Origin of the sequence: Bdellovibrio bacteriovorus (genome assembly GCF_041888015.1) — a bacterium.
Taxonomy (GTDB): Bacteria; Bdellovibrionota; Bdellovibrionia; order Bdellovibrionales; family Bdellovibrionaceae; genus Bdellovibrio.
This window is the reverse complement of record NZ_CP168968.1, coordinates 1,438,288-1,457,873: the sequence shown is the minus strand read 5'-3', so window position 1 is coordinate 1,457,873 and position 19,586 is coordinate 1,438,288. Positions and strand designations below refer to the sequence as shown.

General features: G+C 49.1%; 16 protein-coding genes. 4 read left to right on the top strand and 12 right to left on the bottom strand.

Annotation, left to right across the window (positions count from 1 at the left end):
* Positions 1-100: 100 nt before the first annotated feature.
* From ACES2G_RS07020 to ACES2G_RS06980, 9 genes are all read right to left on the bottom strand, one after another.
* Positions 101-1,300 (bottom strand): molybdopterin oxidoreductase, encoded by a 1,200-nt coding sequence (locus tag ACES2G_RS07020; protein ID WP_347358539.1) that lies wholly within the window; start codon positions 1,298-1,300, stop codon positions 101-103.
* 7 nt (positions 1,301-1,307) lie between these two features.
* Positions 1,308-1,883: a cytochrome c gene (locus ACES2G_RS07015; protein WP_374001656.1), complete on the bottom strand. Its 576-nt coding sequence runs from the start codon at positions 1,881-1,883 to the stop codon at positions 1,308-1,310.
* Positions 1,884-1,885: 2 nt separating this feature from the next.
* On the bottom strand, positions 1,886-2,407 hold the full coding sequence (locus ACES2G_RS07010; RefSeq protein WP_347358537.1) for a DUF3341 domain-containing protein: 522 nt from the start codon (positions 2,405-2,407) through the stop codon (positions 1,886-1,888).
* A complete protein-coding gene (gene nrfD, locus ACES2G_RS07005; RefSeq protein WP_374001655.1) occupies positions 2,407-3,768 on the bottom strand; it encodes an NrfD/PsrC family molybdoenzyme membrane anchor subunit in 1,362 nt (453 codons plus the stop codon). The genes ACES2G_RS07010 and nrfD overlap by 1 nt, the downstream gene beginning before the upstream one ends.
* On the bottom strand, positions 3,765-6,905 hold the full coding sequence (locus ACES2G_RS07000) for a TAT-variant-translocated molybdopterin oxidoreductase (protein ID WP_374001654.1): 3,141 nt from the start codon (positions 6,903-6,905) through the stop codon (positions 3,765-3,767). The genes nrfD and ACES2G_RS07000 overlap by 4 nt, the downstream gene beginning before the upstream one ends.
* A 12-nt stretch (positions 6,906-6,917) precedes the next feature.
* A complete protein-coding gene (locus ACES2G_RS06995; RefSeq protein ID WP_347358534.1) occupies positions 6,918-7,457 on the bottom strand; it encodes a cytochrome c3 family protein in 540 nt (179 codons plus the stop codon).
* A 178-nt stretch (positions 7,458-7,635) separates the two neighbouring features.
* Positions 7,636-9,270: a cytochrome c biogenesis protein gene (locus ACES2G_RS06990; RefSeq protein ID WP_374001653.1), complete on the bottom strand. Its 1,635-nt coding sequence runs from the start codon at positions 9,268-9,270 to the stop codon at positions 7,636-7,638.
* Positions 9,267-10,664, bottom strand: coding sequence for a cytochrome c biogenesis protein ResB (locus tag ACES2G_RS06985; RefSeq protein ID WP_347358532.1), 1,398 nt, complete (start codon positions 10,662-10,664; stop codon positions 9,267-9,269). The genes ACES2G_RS06990 and ACES2G_RS06985 overlap by 4 nt, the downstream gene beginning before the upstream one ends.
* A 104-nt stretch (positions 10,665-10,768) precedes the next feature.
* Positions 10,769-11,578, bottom strand: coding sequence for an N-formylglutamate amidohydrolase (locus ACES2G_RS06980; protein ID WP_374001652.1), 810 nt, complete (start codon positions 11,576-11,578; stop codon positions 10,769-10,771).
* Positions 11,579-11,643: 65 nt separating this feature from the next.
* Between ACES2G_RS06980 and ACES2G_RS06975 the strand changes: the two genes are divergently transcribed.
* The 3 genes from ACES2G_RS06975 (at position 11,644) to ACES2G_RS06965 (ending at position 14,175) form a co-directional block, all read left to right on the top strand.
* A complete protein-coding gene (locus ACES2G_RS06975) occupies positions 11,644-12,219 on the top strand; it encodes a cob(I)yrinic acid a,c-diamide adenosyltransferase (RefSeq protein WP_347358530.1) in 576 nt (191 codons plus the stop codon).
* Complete coding sequence (locus ACES2G_RS06970) at positions 12,220-13,350, top strand: hypothetical protein (protein ID WP_347358529.1); 1,131 nt, start codon at positions 12,220-12,222, stop codon at positions 13,348-13,350.
* A 228-nt stretch (positions 13,351-13,578) separates the two neighbouring features.
* Positions 13,579-14,175: a hypothetical protein gene (locus ACES2G_RS06965; protein ID WP_374001651.1), complete on the top strand. Its 597-nt coding sequence runs from the start codon at positions 13,579-13,581 to the stop codon at positions 14,173-14,175.
* A 17-nt stretch (positions 14,176-14,192) separates the two neighbouring features.
* Here ACES2G_RS06965 and ACES2G_RS06960 read toward each other — a convergent pair whose 3' ends face one another.
* The 3 genes from ACES2G_RS06960 to ACES2G_RS06950 form a co-directional block, all read right to left on the bottom strand.
* Complete coding sequence (locus ACES2G_RS06960) at positions 14,193-14,399, bottom strand: cytochrome C oxidase subunit IV family protein (RefSeq protein ID WP_347358527.1); 207 nt, start codon at positions 14,397-14,399, stop codon at positions 14,193-14,195.
* A complete protein-coding gene (locus tag ACES2G_RS06955) occupies positions 14,400-14,978 on the bottom strand; it encodes a cytochrome c oxidase subunit 3 (protein WP_347358526.1) in 579 nt (192 codons plus the stop codon).
* 61 nt (positions 14,979-15,039) lie between these two features.
* Positions 15,040-17,898, bottom strand: coding sequence for a hypothetical protein (locus ACES2G_RS06950; RefSeq protein WP_374001650.1), 2,859 nt, complete (start codon positions 17,896-17,898; stop codon positions 15,040-15,042).
* 186 nt (positions 17,899-18,084) lie between these two features.
* On the opposite strand from ACES2G_RS06950, the gene ACES2G_RS06945 reads away from it, so the two are divergent.
* Complete coding sequence (locus ACES2G_RS06945; protein WP_347358524.1) at positions 18,085-19,572, top strand: hypothetical protein; 1,488 nt, start codon at positions 18,085-18,087, stop codon at positions 19,570-19,572.
* Positions 19,573-19,586: the final 14 nt, after the last annotated feature.

Below are 19,586 nucleotides of genomic sequence, written 5' to 3'. Positions count from 1 at the left end.
TTTCCGTGGCGACAGTTATCGGAAGGGTAAAAAGAATAAAAAAAGGGAGCCAGTAAAAGGCTCCCTTTGCGCGAGGATGTACCCCCACCGGACGTTGCAACTAGTAAGCAACGTGGTGATTCAAAGCTTCGTGCATTCTTGGGTCTTTTGTTGGAACCAAAGAGTGCTTAGACCAGAAGGACATGATTGTCAGAAGGAAAGCTCCCGCGAAACCAGCAAATACACCGATTTCCCAGAATCCGAAGGTCACATGACCATCGAAGAAGTTCGGGTAAACCATCCAGTAGATGTCCACGTATTGCATAACCAATACAAGAACAGAGATCGCCAACACGTTCGTGTCGTTTCTTTTCGCTCCACGAGGCAACAATGCCAGGAACGGAACGATGAAGCGGAAGATCAGAAGAGCCATAGAGATGCTCATCCATCCACCTTGAGCACGAGCGATATAGTACTCCGTTTCCTCAGGGATGTTAGCGTACCAGATCAACATGAACTGAGAGAACGCAATATAAGCCCAGAAGATAGAGAAACCTTTAAGGTACTTCACAACGTCGTGCTGGTGTTCTTCAGTGATATAGCCTTTTACAAAGCCAGCGCGTCTCATCAAGACAATCACGATAGCCAAGAATGCCATACCCGCCTGGAACATACCAGAGAAGCCATAGATTCCGAAGATGGTAGAATACCAAGTTGGAAGCAAAGACATCAAAAGATCCACGCAGAACAAAGAGAACATCAAAGCGTAGAACACGATGAAGCCAACTGACGGAGCCACAGACTTCGTCGTCAAAGATTCGTCACCGGTTTTGTCCTGCTTCAAAGAGTTCCCCACGATCACCTGACGGAAGATCATGCAGCCCACTGCGAAGATGAACAAACGGATCACGAAGCCACCCATATTCAGGTAACCCGTTTTTGCCGCGATCACTGGATTTTCAGCGATCACTTCAGGGTTGGCCCAAGGGTAAAGGTGTTTGAAGCCCAACAACAGAACCAAACCACCGATCAGGATCGCCGGGATGAAGGATGTTGTGGCCTCAGCATAACGACGGATAGAAACAGACCAACCGGCTTTTGCCACGTTGTTGATGGCAATCCAGAACAAGCCGCTGACAGCCAGGCAGGAGAAGTAGAAGAACGCCACCAAATAAGAAGTCCAAAGTCTGTCCTGGTTTTTCATCAAACCAACAACAAACGTCAGAATCCCGATAGCGATCAGTGCGAAGCTCAGCGTTTTCAATTTCGCCGGAGCCTCGAATTTAGAAACATGTAGATTTACGTGATTGTGTTCGCCCATTTACAACCTACTTAGCTTGCTTCTCAAGGAAGCGAATATAGTTAACAACCTGCCAACGGTATTGTTGAGGGATGTGGGAAGCATAAGGCCCCATCACACCCTGACCTACTGTGATCACGTGATACAAGTGACCATCTGTCCAACCTTTAACTTTGTCGGAAACAGCTGCAGGTGGTTTCAAAGCCATTTTTGCAGAGATGGAAGACTGTGCAGCCTCGCCACCCTCGCCTTTGAAGCCATGGCAAAGAGCACAGTTTGTCTCGTAGAATTTCTGACCTACAAGCAATGTCTCTTCGTCCATTTTACCAGCAAGTGGATTTTTCAGATTTTTGGAAGCACCTTCTACGTCAGTCGTATATTGGTACGGCTCAAAACCAACAGGAGCTGTTCCTTCAGGAGGAACACGCATACCACGGTGATGAGGAGCATCGGCATCATAAGACTGAGCTTTTACTGCCGGAGTCACCATCATATCCTGGATCAGTTCCACGTTCGGCTTATTGCCGCGTGGACCACAGCTGGTCAAAGCCATTACGGCCAAACCTGCAGCTGCTAGCATAGAAATATTCACAAGACTTCTCATTTCTAGTACTCCGTCTTCTTCACGTCAGTTGCGCCAAGCTCTTTGAACATCTGTTCAATTTTCGCTTCGTCGTAACCGATATCATTGTGCGGGATAAATATCGCAAATTTGTGGCAGCTCAGGTCCGGATCAATCACCGGAGGATCCAAGCGCGGAATACCGCAAGCGTAGAACAAAGCCGCAACAGAGGACAAAGCCGAGAACAGGATCGTCAATTCAAACATGATAGGCACGAATGCCGGCAAGCTGAAGAACGGCTTACCACCCACATTCACGGCCCAGTCCACCGCAGAAGTCCACCAGGTCAACCAAAGACCACCACCCAAACCTACAACCGCCATCACGAATGCCACGTAGGGAATCCAAGAGCGCTTGATGCCCGCAGCTTCTTCCATACCATGGATAGGATAAGCAGAGATCGCTTCAAATTTCTTGAAACCAGTTTCACGAGTTTTGCGAACTGCTTTCAAGACTTGAGCTTCTTCCAACCAGATACCAGCAATACCTTTAGTATATTTAGCCATTAGTGGTGCCCTCCTTTATCGTCGTAGCCTACATGCAATACGGGCTTCACTTCCGCGATAGAAACCGCAGGGAACAAACGTAGATACAACAAGAACAATGTCAGGAACATACCGAAGGAACCAACCAGAACCCCGGTATCAAACCATGACCAAGCGTACATGCCCCAAGAAGAAGGCAAGAAGTCTCTGTGCAAGGAAGTCACAGTGATCACGAAACGCTCGAACCACATGCCCACGTTCACAAGCAAGGAAACCACGAACATCACAGGGATAGAACGACGGAATCTGCGGAACCAGAACAACTGCGGGAAGATCGTATTACAAGATACCATGATCCAGTAAGACCAGCCGTAAGGACCGAACGCACGGTTGATGAACACGAAACGCTCGTATTGGTTGCCAGAGTACCAAGCAATGAAGAACTCAGAGGCGTAGGCGTAACCAACTAGCATACCTGTTGTCATGATGATCTTATTCATCACTTCCATATGATCTAGAGTGACGTAGTTTTTGAATTCAGGGAAACCGATACGTACCAAAGTCATCAGCGTCACAACCATCGCGAAACCGGAGAAGATCGCACCAGCAACGAAGTATGGAGGGAAGATCGTTGTATGCCAACCTGGCAAGTTAGAAACCGCGAAGTCGAAGGATACGATCGTGTGCACGGACAAAACCAGCGGAGTGGAAAGACCTGCCAAAAGCAAGTAAACCATTTCGTAGTGGGACCAGTTCTTCGCAGTACCTCTCCAACCCAAAGACAACGCACCGTAAACAGTACGGCGAAGTTTGTTTTTCGCACGGTCTTTGATAGTTGCAAAGTCAGGAACCAAACCGATGTACCAGAACACCATGGAAACTGTCGCGTATGTTGATACGGCGAAAACGTCCCAGAGAAGTGGCGAACGGAAGTTCACCCACAATGGTCCACGTTGATTTGGATATGGGAACAACCAGTAATCCAACCAAGGACGACCGGTGTGCAACAGCGGGAACAGACCCGCGGTCATAACCGCGAAGACGGTCATCGCCTCTGCGGTACGAGCCACAGAAGTTCTCCATTTTTGACGGAACAGGAACAGAACCGCGGAAATCAGAGTACCGGCGTGACCGATACCGATCCAGAATACGAACGTAACGATCATCGTACCCCAGAACACCGGGCTGTTCACCCCTAGAAGACCGATACCCACACCGACTACGGCAGCCAGGATACCGATATAGAACAGAAGCAACGTCTTCGCCCCCAGGAACATTCCCATCCAACCTTTGGATGGGAAGCGTTCCACTGGAGCGCAGATGTCGTCAGTAACATCTTTTAAAGTCTTATTGCCAAGGACTAATGGGCTACGCTTCATCATGAGTGCTCACCTTGTTTTGCAGTACCGTGACCTTTGTGATCACCAGTTGATTCTTTATCATTGTTACGGATCTTAGAAAGGTAGCGAACGGAAGGTTTCGCATGCCATTCTTCAAGAAGAGCGTAAGCACGTTCTTCAGTTTTGAAGATTTTAGCTACTGCACTGTTTGGATCGTTCAAGTCACCGAATACGATACCACCTGCAGGACATGCAGTTTGGCAGGCTACTTTCACGTCGCCGTCTTTCAACTGACGTTTTTCATTGCGAGCCACAGTTTTTGCATCCTGAATTCTTTGAACGCAGAATGTACATTTCTCCATCACCCCGCGAGTACGAACGCCCACAGATGGGTTCAGAGCCATGTGCAATGGCTTTTCGATCAGTTTCGCATAGTTGAACCAGTTGAAACGACGAACTTTGTAAGGACAGTTATTCGCGCAGTAACGAGTTCCTACGCAACGGTTGTAAACCATGTCATTGAGACCTTCATCAGAGTGAACAGTCGCAAGAACCGGACAAACCGTTTCGCAAGGAGCGTTGTCACAGTGTTGGCACATAACCGGCTGGAAGACCGCTTCTGCGTTTTCCGGATTGCCGATGTAATAACGGTCAATGCGGATCCAGTGCATTTCACGGCCTTCAATAACGTATCTCTTACCCACAACCGGGATATTGTTCTCGGATTGACATGCAATCACGCAAGAAGAACAGCCTGTGCAAGTGTGAAGATCAACAGCCATACCCCATTTGTGACCACTGTATTCGTGACCGGACCAGATGGACCATACGTGAGGGTGTGGGATGCCTGTGGATTTCTTTTTGTTGTAATCAGCCAATGTCGCTTCAACCGCGATCGTACGGCCTTCCATAGTGTGGTGACCTTGCGTGATCGCAATTTCATACTTCTTGGAAGTTTTCTTGAAGGTTGCAGTCAAACCTGCAGCCAAAACTTTGCCGTCTTTTGCAGACATAACAGCGAAGGCGTTTTTACCGATGCCGTTACCTACTTTACCAGCGCGTGTACGACCGAAGCCAACCGCTACAGCAAGAACATCGTCATGCAAACCTGGCTGGATCAACACTGGAAGCTCCAGAGTTTTCTCGCCAACAGTCAATTCAACAACAGTGGCTTGTTTCAAGCCGTGCTTTTCAGCCGTCGCCAAAGAAACCATCACATAGTTGTCCCAAACAGCTTTAGTCACTGGATCTGGAAGTTCATGCAACCAGGAAACGTTCGCCAAGGAACCATCACCGTGCTGAGAAGTCGCATAAAGAGCCAGTTCAAAGCCTTCTTTCGCTGCTGCAGGCTTGATGGACGTAAATGCATCAAGTTTGAAGGAGCGAGCAGAAGAACCGGAGTTCAACTCGCCAGCATAACCTTTTTGCAGAACAGACTGCCAGAAGTCCTCGAAGCCCTGACCTTTACCATACTTAGGATGAATGTCAGATTTCCAGAAGACACGAAGGTAATCATAGAATGTTTCGTAGTCACGAAGACGAGACGGACCGACATTTGCCAGGTACGCCCACGTCATCAAAGACAACTGGAAGGAACGAGTGTCATACATTGGGCGGATTGCAGGTTGGCAGATGCTGTAAACGCCAGCCGCCAACTCCATATCGCTCCAGGATTCCAACGCATGGTTGTCCGGAGTGATGTAGTCTGCATACACACCTGTTTCGTCAATACGGTCACCTGTGTAGACAACCATTTGAACTTTTTTAACTGCTTCTGCAAAGCCCATTTCAGCAGGCAATACAAACGCTGGATTCACGCGGTGGATGATCAAAGTTTTAACTTTGCCACCCTTCATGTCCGCGATCAGGTTTGCAAGATCAGCGTAAGAAGCTTTGTGAGCCGGGTTTCCACCTTTATGGTCAACAGTTTTACCGTCGTTACCCAAGATGGAGTTCAGGAAGTTCACAGCCACTTGAAGTTCTTTGGATTTTTCAGTCAGCGCAGTGATACCACCCGCTACAACCAAAGAGGAACCTTGGTTTGCCCAAAGATCCGCCGCCACTTTCGCGAACAATGCCGGTTCAACATTCAATTTTTTAGCTACATCCGCAAATGGAGCCAAAGCCGCTTTCACAGCGCCGTTACCAGCGTGCGCAGAAACACCTTTCTTCACGATGATTTCATGAAGAAGACCCATCACAACATCAAGTTGCTGGGAAGGCTTGATCTTCATGCGGATGTCCGCATTAGCGCCCGTCAATGAATAGTTGGAATCGAAAGAAACCAAACGGTTCATGTTTTTGATGTCTTTACGACCTTCAACGAATTGATTCGTGAATGCCGTTGGAGAAATCCATGTACCCAGGAAGTCAGCGTCGATGGAAACGATCATTTTCGCTTTATCGAAGCGGAATGCCGGAACCACGTTGTCGCCGTAAGAAGCCAGTTGACCTTCACGAACGTCATCGTTCGCAAAAGCTTCCCAAACCACTTGTTTTGCTTTGAAGCCTTGAGCGAAGTCGCCGATAACCGCGCGAGTCGCCGGAGACGCCACGTTACCTGTCAGGATAACAACGTCACCTTTTTGAAGTTGCTCAACAACTTTTTTATCCAGTTCTTCCCACTTAGTGTCGATAACCTGGCTGTTGGTTTTCTTTTCATTGAAAAGATTGCGCTGAGGACCTTTCAGTCTTTCAGGATCATACAAAGACATCAAAGAAGCTTGAGAACGGATGCTCAAACCGCTGATGCTGAATGGGTTGCCCGGGTTGCCTTCAATTTTGATAGGGCGACCTTCGCGTGTTTTAATCAAAACACCCAAAGCGTCAGAGCCATCGAAGTATGCGGAAGAATAGTAGTTCGCAACACCCAAAGTCACTTCTTCAGGTTGCTTGTTGTAAGGAACGATTTTTTGCACTGGACGACGGATACAGCCCGCAGATGCCATTGCAATGGAAGCGCCCATAAGTTTCAGGAACTCACGACGTGCCCAGCCGCCTTCGTCATCCGCCTCGCGCAATGGAGAGGACTGGAATTCTGTGGAGGCAACTTTATTGAACTCTGGATCGTTGCTCCATTGTTCAAGACTGTTCCAGTATTTTGTATCACGCTCCACTTTCGGGCGAAGCGCTTTTTTCATTTCTAGATCGTGATCATGATCATGATGATGTTCAGACATTGTACCAAACCCTTAGTAGTGACAAGTTGAGCAGTTAAGAGGAGCCTTGTTCTCTGGCTGACGGTGACAGTTCACACACCAACCCATGGACAAGTCAGAGAACTGTTGAACTTTAGCCATGGTCTCGATCGGACCGTGACACGTCTGACAGTTTACACCTTTTGCAATGTGCGCATTGTGGTTGAAGTGAACGAAGTCCGGAAGCATGTGAACGCGTGTCCATTCAATGGAGTCACCGTTATCATAAGCTTCACGAAGCTTTTGAATCGCAGGCTTGTCAGTTGCTACTTGCAAGTGACAATTCATGCACGTTGAAAGTGCAGGAATGTTTGCGTGCTTTGTTCTCTCAATCTGGTTGTGGCAGTACTGACACTGAATCTTGTGTGTACCGGCATGCAGGGAGTGATCAAAAGGAATCGGCTGCTCTGGAGCGTATCCTTTATTATATCCCCAACCTGGCTGAAATTTGCAGCCTGCGAGAAGTGTTGTAACCATGAGCGCGCCAATAAACGCCACTGCGCCCGCCGCTGTTCTTTTGAATACCCGATGCATAATCATCCTTCGCTAACTCATTACTGTGGGCCAAAGACAAACGAATGCTGTCCTAATTTTAGTTTGCTCCTATTTAATGGTGTAAAAGTCCAGTTGTCCATATTCTTTTTGCAAACAAATTGAAAAAGAAGGAGACTCACGCGCCTTTCGCCCAAAAAATGTGCAAGCTAATTTCAGACTACTTCGCGACCTTCTTCCCTTTTCCTTGTCTAACTACACCTACATAAATCACTAACAAGATATGAACTGCCACGAAAGCAGACACATACTCGACTCCACCAGCACCAAAGCCGTATGAATGAAGCCCTGCGCCAAGCACAAAGTTCACTCCATACCAAGCCATGATCACCAAAGAGAAAGTGATAATTGCAGTCACTATCATTCCAAAGTGCCTCAACATCCCAGCGTAGCGGGCATGAAGAACTGCGAGGTAACCCAAAAGCGCGATCAAAGCCCAAGTTTCCTTCGGGTCCCAGCCCCAGAAACGGCCCCATGAATAATCCGCCCAGATACCACCCAGGATGATTCCCGGAGCCAGGAACGCGACACCGATTTGCATCGCGCGATAAATACTCATAGTGATCGCTTTGATCTGCGGCTGGAATTTTTCCTCGCCACGCAGATAGTAAATCAAACCAATATCCCCCAAGCCGAAAGCCAGGAAGAAAGCCGCATAACTGATAGTGATTGTCATCACATGGATGGTCAGCCAATAGTTACTGCGCAGAACCGGCTCTAGCGGCTGCAAGCTAGGATCAAGAACGGCCGGAGCAAAGTCGGCAATCACCAATCCAAAAGCCCCCACCAAAGTCCCCGCCATCAAAATCAAACGATACTTATAGATAAGCTCCAGAACCGCCGCAAACAGGACAGTTCCCCACGCCACCCAAACGACGGTCTCATACATATTGGAAACTGGCGCACGATCCATGATGTACATGCGCACACCAAAACCGTACGTGTTCAAAACAAACCCCACCGCCAGCAGCGCCCACGCCACTTTCATCAAAGACTCTTTATTCAAAGTCCAGACCAACAACAATACGATGAAAGCCAGGAAGTAGAAGATGTACGCCCAACGGAACGGGTGGAAATCATTGTAGTGCACTTCCGCAGAAATTCGTCCGCCCACACTGTAAAGGGACGGATTTTCCGCTTTTGCCACTTCTTCAAACTTCACAACGGCTTCATCCAACGCCTTGCCTGTCGTACTCAGGTCCTCTTGAGCCGCAATCGCCCCCAAGTGAGTCACAAAGGCCTTGGTCACATCCAGGAATTTTTCCTGCAATGGCTCCGGCAAGTCAGCCACAGCCAGCCAAGCATCCCCCTCTTTCGGAGGAGCCACTTTCAACATGCGGCCCGCAGCAATTTCCTGAAAGATAAAGAACTGATTTTCCAGACGCTGCAAAGCCTGGAAATACGGATCCAGCTTTTCTTTGGTTTCACGTTTCGCCTGAAGCTCCTGACGAAGCAAAGTGAAGCGATCCCCGGCAAACAACTCCGCACCGGTGAAGTAACGCTGATCATTGGGCAGGTTCAAAGCCTTCAAAACCTGATGATTGCGCACCTCAAAGATTTTTTTGCCTTCCCAAGCCTGCGGGGAAAGCATCCAGGTCAAAACGATTTCAGTCGCGTTGCGACCTTCAAACTTCGTCTTGCCATAAATAATTTCCAGCATTTCCTTGGAGAAACTGTCATAGGGCTTGATACGGCCACCGTCCTGAACCGGCATGGACTTCAATGCGTCCCCCGGCTTCGCGACAGCTCCGAAGCTCACCAACAATGATGCGATAACGAGCATTAATTTTTTCATTCGTTCTTCCCTGCCCCTTTACTGCGAGCGAGTTTGAAATCCAGATGCTTAAACCACATTAACAATACGATCCCCAGCGAAAGAACCAGCGACCCCAGATACTTCAGGAAGCGACCCGGGTCATGATTCACCGAGAAGATCGAAGCCACAGGACGACCTTCCTCTTCCTGGAAGCTGGCCTGATAAATCGTCAAACCTTTGTACTTCAAAGGCTCATTCATCGAAATCAGATGTTCCCCTGATTCAGGAACCTCGACAACGCTTTCATAGGCAGCGGCTCTCATCGTGCCCTGATAACGGGCCACATTGAAGCTTTTTAGTTTCAGTGGGAAGTTGATATCAATACGGCGATTGCCATACGTCAAAAGATAGACGGCGTTGTTGGTGAAAAGTTTCACCATATCATTCAAAAGCACCCAGTGTTCTTTGCCGTCAAAAATGATTTTTACTGCTGAAGTCGTCAACGGGGTCGGACGTGGCATTTCCTTCAGATCCCAATCTTCCATAGCCGCTGGCATGAAGCGCAGCACACGGAATTGCAAAGCCATTTTAAAGCCCGGATCAAAAACGTCACCTTCTTTAACAAAGCCCTTTTTCAATGGCTTGGCAGAGTCTTTCTGGAAGACCACATAGCGAAGCCCGTCTTTTTCCGGAGTCAGGAAAACTTCATTGGCACCACGAGGCTTTTCCGGAGCCGGCCCCAGGAAAATCTGCGCCGGTCCGAAGTTATGATTGGCCAAAGCATTCGGCTTCTTCTGAACGATCCACTCAATCACGTTCACATTGTCATTCTGCAACTGGAAGCGCAGGCCTGCACCCGCTTTACCAACTTCACCTTCAACAACCTTGCGGGAAGGCACGACATATTTTTTATAATCAACAACTTTGATTTCACCTTCGTAGGCCGGAATGACAAAAGGCTTTTCCGCTGTGGGCGGACGGCGGAAGAAATCCACTTCCTGTTCCATCGTTTTTGAATAGCGATCACCATCAAAAGATGTGTAAACCACCATGTCAGTTTCCGCCGTTTGCACGAAGTTATTGCTTTCACCGATACCAACACGCATGGAGCCATCCAAGCCCCATTTCCAAGTCAGCAAAGAACCCGCCAACAGAATGATAATACCGATATGAGCCAGCACGAAGGCGACGTGGCGTTTCTTCCAAGGCAAACGATCCACCATGACAGCGGTCAGATTGATCACCAAAAGTCCCAGCACACCGAACATGTACCAGGTGTCATAAACCATTTTTTTTGCGGCGTAAGCGTCGTATTTTGCTTCGACAAAAGTACCAACAGCCGTGATCGCCGCCATTGCCACGATGATAAAGACGGCCAGCTTCAAGGAAGCCAAGGGCTTGTTGATTCTTTTTAAAAGAGACATTTGGGACATAGGTGTCGCTATCCAAACCTTATTGAGAGCCAGTTGATATTTTCCGTTAGCTATCAATAATTTAGATCGGCTTTTAAGACCATGCTTTTTGCCTTTTCGACGCCCTACATTATATGCATCAAATTGTTGCGGACATAACTGACAGCAGCGAGCAGTTTTTCCTGAACTTTGCGAGCCTCATCGGGCTTGAGCTTTTTTGTCTTCTCATCCATGTAAAGGGAGCGGTTTAGCTCCACCTGCAGCGTATGTTGTTCGCGTCTTGGATCGCCATACTGCTCTGTGACACGACCGCCAAAGTACGGCCAATTGTAGCCAACTTTAAAACCCGCCGTCGCATAGGCCGCAATCACCAAGTCCTTAAAGCGTGGGTCACAACTTTTACCTTTGCTATCACTGACAACGATATCCGCTCTCAATTCGCCCGGATCCCGGTGTTCACTGGTCCCTAGCGAAGGCATGCTATGGGCATCGATGTGATAAGTTTTCGTATATCCTTGCGCATGAAGGTCTGAGTACAGCTTACGAACCCCGGCATGGAATGGTTCATACACCAACTTAACCAATTCATCGTGAGCCTGTTGCGGCATCGGAGCTGGCATTAACTGATGTTTGTAAGTCGTGATCACCCAATGAAAACCACGGTTGTGCATCCCGGCCGGGTTGCTGTTACCAATCACCGAGCTTGCGTCCACATCTTCAGGCACCCGATTCAGGTCGGCGGCATAACGATGCCATTCTGTTTTCATAAACGGAATTTTAAGCTTATGCAGAGTGGGTTCATACAAAAAGTCCACATAACGATCGACGTCACACATCAGAACTTCTTCTGGCAAGGCATTCAGCCACGGCGTCTGCGCAGGAACTTTTTCACCAGAATGGGGGATCGTCACAATCAAGGGGACTTCATTTGCCATAACACTCTCACTTCTTGACCTGTTGGACCTTAACCGTGACACTAAAAGTATAAAGGGTCAAATCTATGACGAACGCTCCCAAAGCAAAAATTTATACGCGCACCGGCGACAAAGGCAACACCCGCTTGGTGGATGGTTCCTGTGTTGAAAAATTCAATCCGCGCGTGGAAGCTTATGGGACCGTGGACGAACTAAACAGCTACTTGGGCGTGGTTCGCTCTCACCTTGATTCTTTGCCAGCCCTGTCAGGCCTCAACACTTCCTTGGAGAAAATCCAGAACGAACTGTTCAACATCGGAAGCCTGCTGGCGACTGAAAAAGATGAGGTCTTTAAACTTTTACCTCCGATCACCGAAGAGCAAATCCGTTATCTGGAAACGCAAATTGATGAACTGACCATCGAACTTCCCGAGCTGCGCAATTTCATCCTTCCGGCAGGGCATCCGACGGCGGCTCACCTGCACGTGGCGCGCACTTTATGTCGTCGCAGTGAACGTCGTTCTGCGGAAATCGCCATCCACGACGAACGCTACGACCACACTTTGCAGTATCTGAATCGCCTGAGTGATTATCTTTTTGTGGCGGCTCGCTGGGCTAATCAGAAAAATGGCGTGACTGATGTTCTTTGGAAGAAGACCTAGATGAAACTTGAGATTGCCAAACCCGAGGACTCTAAAGCTCTTGTTGAGTTCTATAAAAGTTTTCCGCTCAAAGGCCTGGTTGAAATCAAGATTGATCGCGATGGCGACTTCTTTGCGCCTTACGAAGTGCAGGCCGAACAACACCTGACTTATCAGCTTAAAGACGACGAAGGCAAACTCGAGGGCATGGCCAGTTTCGTAGTCCGCGATGTTTTACTGGGTGGAAGCATCACCAAGGTGGCTTTCGGGCGGGATTTGCGCATTTCCTCCAACCGTCGTGCGGTTCTGGAATGGTCGCAGCACTTTTTGCCGGTCATGAATGAAGTTTCGCAAACTTTGGGCAGCAAATATCTGTTTTCCGTGATGAGCATGGCCGACGTGCAGGCTCTCAATGCCTTTGTCCGTCCACGCAACTTAAAGCGCCCGCTTCCTAACTATCATCTGTTCCGCCGCTTTAATATGGTGTCGGTGCATGGGCGACTGCCCTGGGCCCACAATCCCCTGCCTCACTTGCGCATGCGTCGAGGCAGCCTGGCCAACGTGGATGCTTTGATTCACTATATCACGCAAAAATCCCGTCAGCGGGACCTGGCAACGACCTGGGATGTTCCAAGCTTCTTTGACAAATTAGAGCGCTGGAAAGGTCTGAAGCTGGAAGACTTTATCATTGCCTTCGATAAGAATGAAAACATTGTCGGCTGCGTGGCCCCGTGGTCTGCAGGCGGAATGCAGGAATTTATTCCTATGCAATATTCCCTGCGCGCGCATAACTTCCGTCAGTTTCTGAAGTTTGGCAAAATGCTGGGTTGGACCCGCACTCTGACCAAACCTTATTCCCGACTGAAAATTGAAGCCGGATTTAATTTCAAATACTTGAACTTCCTGTTCGCCGACAACGGCGACATTTTTGAAAGTCTTTTGTGGAAGGCCTTCGATGATGCGAAAGAAAACGAGTTCCTGCTTTACACGCAAACTCGTTCTGAATTCATCTATCGCCGACCACGCAACTGGATTTCTGCAAAGATGCCTTTTGGAGTTTACCTGCTTCTGCCACCCGACAGCGAAGTGCCGACCTTCCTGCATCCGAACAATGAAAACCCGGCGGAGATTGAGCCCTTCTTTGCACTTTAACACCCGACGGGGGTTCACATTCCGCCCCCCCGTTCGGAGTACGCTCCGTTTTGTGTCACAGCAGACAACTTTAACGACGCAGCCCTCATCCTATTTTGCCGCACACAATGGCTTCAATCTTGAAGTGATCGCACTTCAGGAGATCCTATGTTAGTCAAAAAGATAAAAAGGCTCATTTTCGCTTTCACCCTTTGCCTCCTTCCTTCTATGGGATTCTCGCAGACGCTCATGGAAAAACTGGAGCTGGTTGAATCAGCCCAACAGCGCTACCTTGAACAATTCAAACCTGTACAGCTCTATGACAAGTATATCAGCCGCGATCCAGTTGCGAGCATCCGCCCCCATGACCTCATGGCTCTGCAAACGTTGATTCGCCTGACCGGGGCCTATAAGCTTAAGTTGCACTGCCAGGCTTCTGAAGAAAAAATCCGATCCCTCGAATTCAAAGAGCGTGAGGAGTTCTGCGCCACTGGTGTGAAGTATGCAAGCCGAATTGCCCTTCATCCCCGTGTGGCAAATATTTTGACCTCCCAAGGCCAAACTCTGAATATTTCTGTGGGGCTTAAGCGACCTGCCAGTGGTTTTTGCACAGCGATTGCAAACCAGCAGGGCTTGTTCGTGGGGGCTGTCGTAAACTCTTATGGCCAAGAAAGCCTGACATCCTTCCACATCAAAGAAACCCAGACTCTGAACCGCTCCAATGCCTCCAATGCGAAAAAGCTGACAATGGCTCTTACCACATGCTGCATGCCCGAAGACAACCAGGAGGAGAACTGCCTGCAACGCCTGGAAAATGCCTATCAGTCTTTAGCTGGTGCCCGCTAACAGGACCTTAACTGCGGCTAATGGAGCAGATAAATAGCCATAAAAAATACACCGATGCCTGCAGACCCCAGCAGGCCCCAGTGTTTGGCGGTCTTAAGTTCCATAAAAAACCAGAAAATCAAAAGAGCCTTCAAAAACGCTAACAGCAAAAACGCTGGGAATGACGGCGTAAACATCGTCATTCCCACAAGTCCAACCAGAACAATCAGAATCAGGAAGTTCATTCAGGGCCTCCAGAAGAAAAGTGGAAAAATCATCACCCAGATCACATCACACAGATGCCAGAAAAGCACCCCGGCGGCGAAAAAGCGGGAGTTTTCTTCCGACTGTTTTTCATTTTTAAGATAGACGAACAGAAGATAACTCAGAATCCCCACTGCCACCACCACGTGGGCAAAGTGAAAAGTCATGATCCCCCAATAAAAAAGCCAGAAATCATCCTTGGCAAAATCAAATCCCCGCGCACTCAGCGCGCCCAGGTCCTGCCACTTATGGACTAAGAACAAAACGCCCGACACGATGGCTGCCACCAGCCCGGCCACCGCTCTTTTTGAACCTGCTTTTTCAGAGTACTTGACGAACTCTGCCGCAAAATACCCTCCAGCCAACAAAAACAACGTCGCCTTGATTCCCGAGTGCAGATCCAGATTTCTTGTCGAACTGATAAAGAGTTCTTTTTCACGTACACGAAAAAGCGCACAGGCCAAAATAAGGCCTGCAAACACCAGAAATTCATTCAGCAGAATCAGCCACATAAGAAATGTGCCGGGAAGACGTTGAAGAGATAATTTATTTTCAATCATGCCCGACAAACTATCTGATTGTTCGCGGGCTGACCTTGACCTGGATCACTTTTCGGAAAGTTTAATTCTCAGGTATGTGAGAATTATAGCCCACAAAGATATCGCTGGTGTCATTGGCATCACCAGCCACCAGATCGATTGAACCGGAAGAGAACACCACATAGTGCCCATCGTCGCTGATCACGGGCTCATAGGATAAAGCCATGTCACCCGGCTTCGACACCCGGATTGTTTGACTCGTCTGACGATCGTACACAAAGACATCGTATCTGGGATTGTCATCATCCGAAACCAGATTGTTGGCTCCGGAGCTGAACGCCACGTACCGCCCATCAGCGCTGATGGATGGCTGGTCCGACTCCCCATCTGCGGAGCCTCCGTCATGACTGACAGTGACTCTTGTCGTGCTTCCAGAATCTCGATCATGAACAAAGATGTCCGACATAAGATTGTCGTCCCCGGCCACGATATTGTCGGCATAAGACACAAAGACCACATGTCGACCGTCCGCGCTTATGTTAGGCGAAGAGGACATGGTGTTCGCATCCGCCCCCGCAAGCCCCAGAGACACCCGAGTTGTTGCGCCTGTTTGGCGGTCATGAACAAAGATGTCTTCAACCGTATTAGCATCCCCGGCGACCAGATTACCTGCGATGGAAACGAACGCCACGTAACGTCCATCCGCACTGATTGATGGACTGTCAGATTGTCCATTCGCCTGAACGCCCGTGCTGCTGACCGAGACTCGGGTCGTCTGATGGGTTTGCAAGTCATGGACAAAAATATCATAAGTCCCATTACTGTCACCAGCGACCAAGTTACTGGCGTTTGAGAAGAACGTCACAAACCGACCATTGGCGCTGATCCTATTGGCCCCAGACTCAGCATTCGCCTGCGTCCCATCGCTGGCCACAGACGCTCGGATCGTCGTCCCCGATTGGCGGTCATGGACAAAAACATCAGCCCTTACGTTGGTGTCCCCGGCGACTAAGTTGTTCGCGTAGGAAGTGAACGCCACATAGCGCCCATCCGCACTGATGGAGGGGAACTCTGACATTCCATTCGCCTCGGTCCCGTCACTTGCTACGGAAACTCGGGTCGTGGTGCCGGTCTGACGATCGAAAACAAAAATGTCCGAATCATTGTTGTTATCATCCGCAACCAAGTTCGGAGCATCTGAAACAAATGCCACGTAGCGACCGTCCGCACTGATGGATGGCTCCCAGGATTCCCCCTCTGCATCCGCCCCGCCTTTTTCAACTGTGTTGGTTATAAACGTAGCGACTCCCGAAGAGCGCTCTTGCTGAACCAGTTGGAACTGGTTCACGCCGATTTCAGAGGCATAAGCCAGAGTGTCGCCATTGGCACTGATTGAAACCACATGATTTTCCTCGGTCATTACGTAGGGCGCTATTGTTTTGTCAGATTTTCCTGTCTGAAGATCATAAACGAACACAGCATCACCCGTAAAAGCACCCGAAACAAAGGCTACAAAACGACCATCCTCACTCAGCGAAGGCGCCCCCACAGGGTTATTTATCTGCTGACCATTCCCATCCACAGACGCACGTCGAGTCGTTCCGGAAATCTGATCCCGAACAAAAATATCCACTTTACCATTTGTATCCCCCGCCACCAAGTTGCTGGCCTTAGACACAAAGGCGATAAAACGACCATCGCCGCTGACCGTTGGCTGCGACTCCGAACTTTCATTTCCCTGCACACCGGCATCGTTGACCGACACCAAAGTCGTTGTCCCGGCTTGACGATCATGAACGAAGATATCCACCTGGCCATTCGTATCGCCAGCAACCAGATTGCTGGCGACGGAACTAAATGCCACATAACGACCATCGCCGCTGATGGAGGGCGAGAACGAAGCCCCATTAGCTTGAATTCCCGCACTGCTGACGGAAACTCGCGTTGTTACATTGGATTCAAGGTCACGCACAAAAATATCAACATTGTCGTTGGTATCATTCGCCACCAGATTTCCAGCCGACGAGGCAAAAGCCACATAGCGGCCATCGGCGCTGATCGAAGGATCGCCAGAAGGCCGATCCGCCTGAACGCCCGCAGTGCTGACTGAAACCATCTTGTTCACACCTGCCTGCCTGTCATGAACAAAGACATCCGCACTTTCCTCTGTATCCCCGGATACGATGTCTCTATACGTCGAACCAAAGGCTACGTAACGCCCATTTCCACTGATCGCTGGGGGTCCAGTCAGAGTTATCCCCCCGGTATTCACAGCCACGCGGGAAAAATTCTTCCCAATACGGTCATAGACATACAGATCGTCCTTGTCGTTCAGATCATCTGCAACCAATGTCTGCTTCGTGACAAATAAGATAGAGCGACCATCACCCGAGATACGAGCCAAGCGGACTGAGCCGACAACCGGCTCATCACCTTCGCCGTTAAGATAAACGACCCCTGACGCACGGATCACGGGACTTTTATTCAATAAAATATTAAATTTGATGGAGTTCGACAATTGCCCGTTTAAGGAATAATGACAACGGAAGGATTGGTGACGTTGCGCTGCCCACGGCAGACTGTCCGCCAGCCAGAAATTCCCTGCAAATTGAATCTTTTTGCCAGCATCCAGATCCAGCAAGCTGATAGCGACATTGGGATCAGCTCCGTCACAATGAAGTTTTGCCTCTGCAGGCAGATTCACAAATCCCAGACGATTTGAATAAACAGAGTCCCGAAGGGAAATATCAACCTGAGCGAATCCCTCTGCGCTCTGAGAAGTGGTATACGAGTTTGCCGCCATCTTCACAAAGCTGAGATGTTGGACACCAAACTCCAACAACACACCTTGGTCTGTAGAGCGAGGGTACTCAAGCGAGGCATTGATAGAACAGGAAGCTAAAACATAACAGCACACAATCAACAAGCAACGAGCAAACATTACAAATCCCTCATGTAGCACACATCGGCGCCCCACAAGCAAATCTAAAGAGATAGCACCAAACAAACTGTTTCGAGACCCGACAAACGGCTCTTAGCCACTTTTGGGCACTTTAGACACCTATGGGGGGCTTAAAACCTCCCTGCTTCTTGCCGTTCAGGTCCTGGAATTGCTGGATAAACGATCATGGGATTGGTGTATAAAAAGTGTCTCAATTTGAAACAGTTCTCCCGACTTCTATTAATCGGAGCCGTAGGGCTTTCTTTGACTGCCACTGCGGCGGACAAAGGACCGAATCTTAGCACCAACAATATTTCTTCCGCAGATAAAATTGCGCTGACTCTGATCAGTAAACTTCCCAACTCTGGGGTGAAGTCCGGTCTGCAGCGCTACTATTCAATTCTCTCTTTGAAGTCCTACACCGACGATGCTGAAGTGGCCGTCGCCAATACAGGACTGGCCTTATTCTTCGAGCAACACTTCAATCAAAACAAATGCTTCTCTGAAAATGCCTACAAATTCTATCGCGATTTACGGATGAACACGCGCCAACAACAAGCCGCCCTCACGGATAGCAGCCGCCATCGTCGCCCCAGCCTGGGAGATGTCGCCGGAAGAAATCGCACCGATCTAAAGCCGGGCTGGCTGTATGAAAAAGCCTTGAAATATTCCAACGGAAATCCCAATGCCGCGATCAGCTTGATCGGCATGTGCGGGCATGACGACAAAAACCAGGGCAATTTTGCCAATCAGGATGTTGAAATCCAACTGCAAAACAGCGGTATTCGCAGCGATGAACTTTATACGACGACTGAAGACAGCGAAACCCAAACCGTGTGCCCTTCCCAATATGCAGACTTCTATGTGGCTGGTGGCCTGTCCAAAACTTCAGATATCGCAGATGACTTGAAGAAGAAAATTCTGAGCATTCAATACCCAGGCAAAAAAGCCGTTCAAATCGCAGCAAAGAACTATCACGTGATGGGCGCTGCCTTTATGACCTGTCAAATGATAGAAGCCGGACTCCATCCGACGCTGGCAATTCAAGTGGAATCCATGGCCGCCAATCTGTATCGCGGCATCCGCCTTTGTCAGAATATCGAAATTCCCGGCAATCTGTTCTGGGATCTGCAACGTCATCGCGAAGTGGCTTTCCGCCCCTTTGGAAAAACCTTTGAAGAAATCGTTCTGGAAAAAGCCCTGCAGCGCGCGCGCGATAAAAAATGCACTATCAAAGACACGCGCACAGATGCTCTGTGCCGCCTGTTGAAAGTTGTCGGCGCACCCGCAGATATCAGCAGACCGCAAATGGAAAAGCGCACGCAGGATCTACTTACGAACTACATGGATGAAATGATCGCCAGCGGACTGTATGCTTCATGGCATATCAGCGGAGAAGTTGCGGGAATCACTCTGCCTTGTTCTCAGGCTCAGTTGTGGGGTCCGCATCCGTTCCTGCAATGGCTGATTTCCAATACCGAAGTTCACGTCAATATCTGCGGAAATGGTTTGACCATGGATGCCTGCCGTAAAGCAGTTAAAAAAATTCGTTCCTGGGAAGTGGACTTCGACTGGACAGTTTCGCAGCACGTGGCCGGAGCCCGTTTTGCTGCGAAAGTCTGCAAACCTTACCCCGAAGGACGATCTTCCTTCGAGGCTTTCTGTAACAAGTAATAGACTATAGAGGC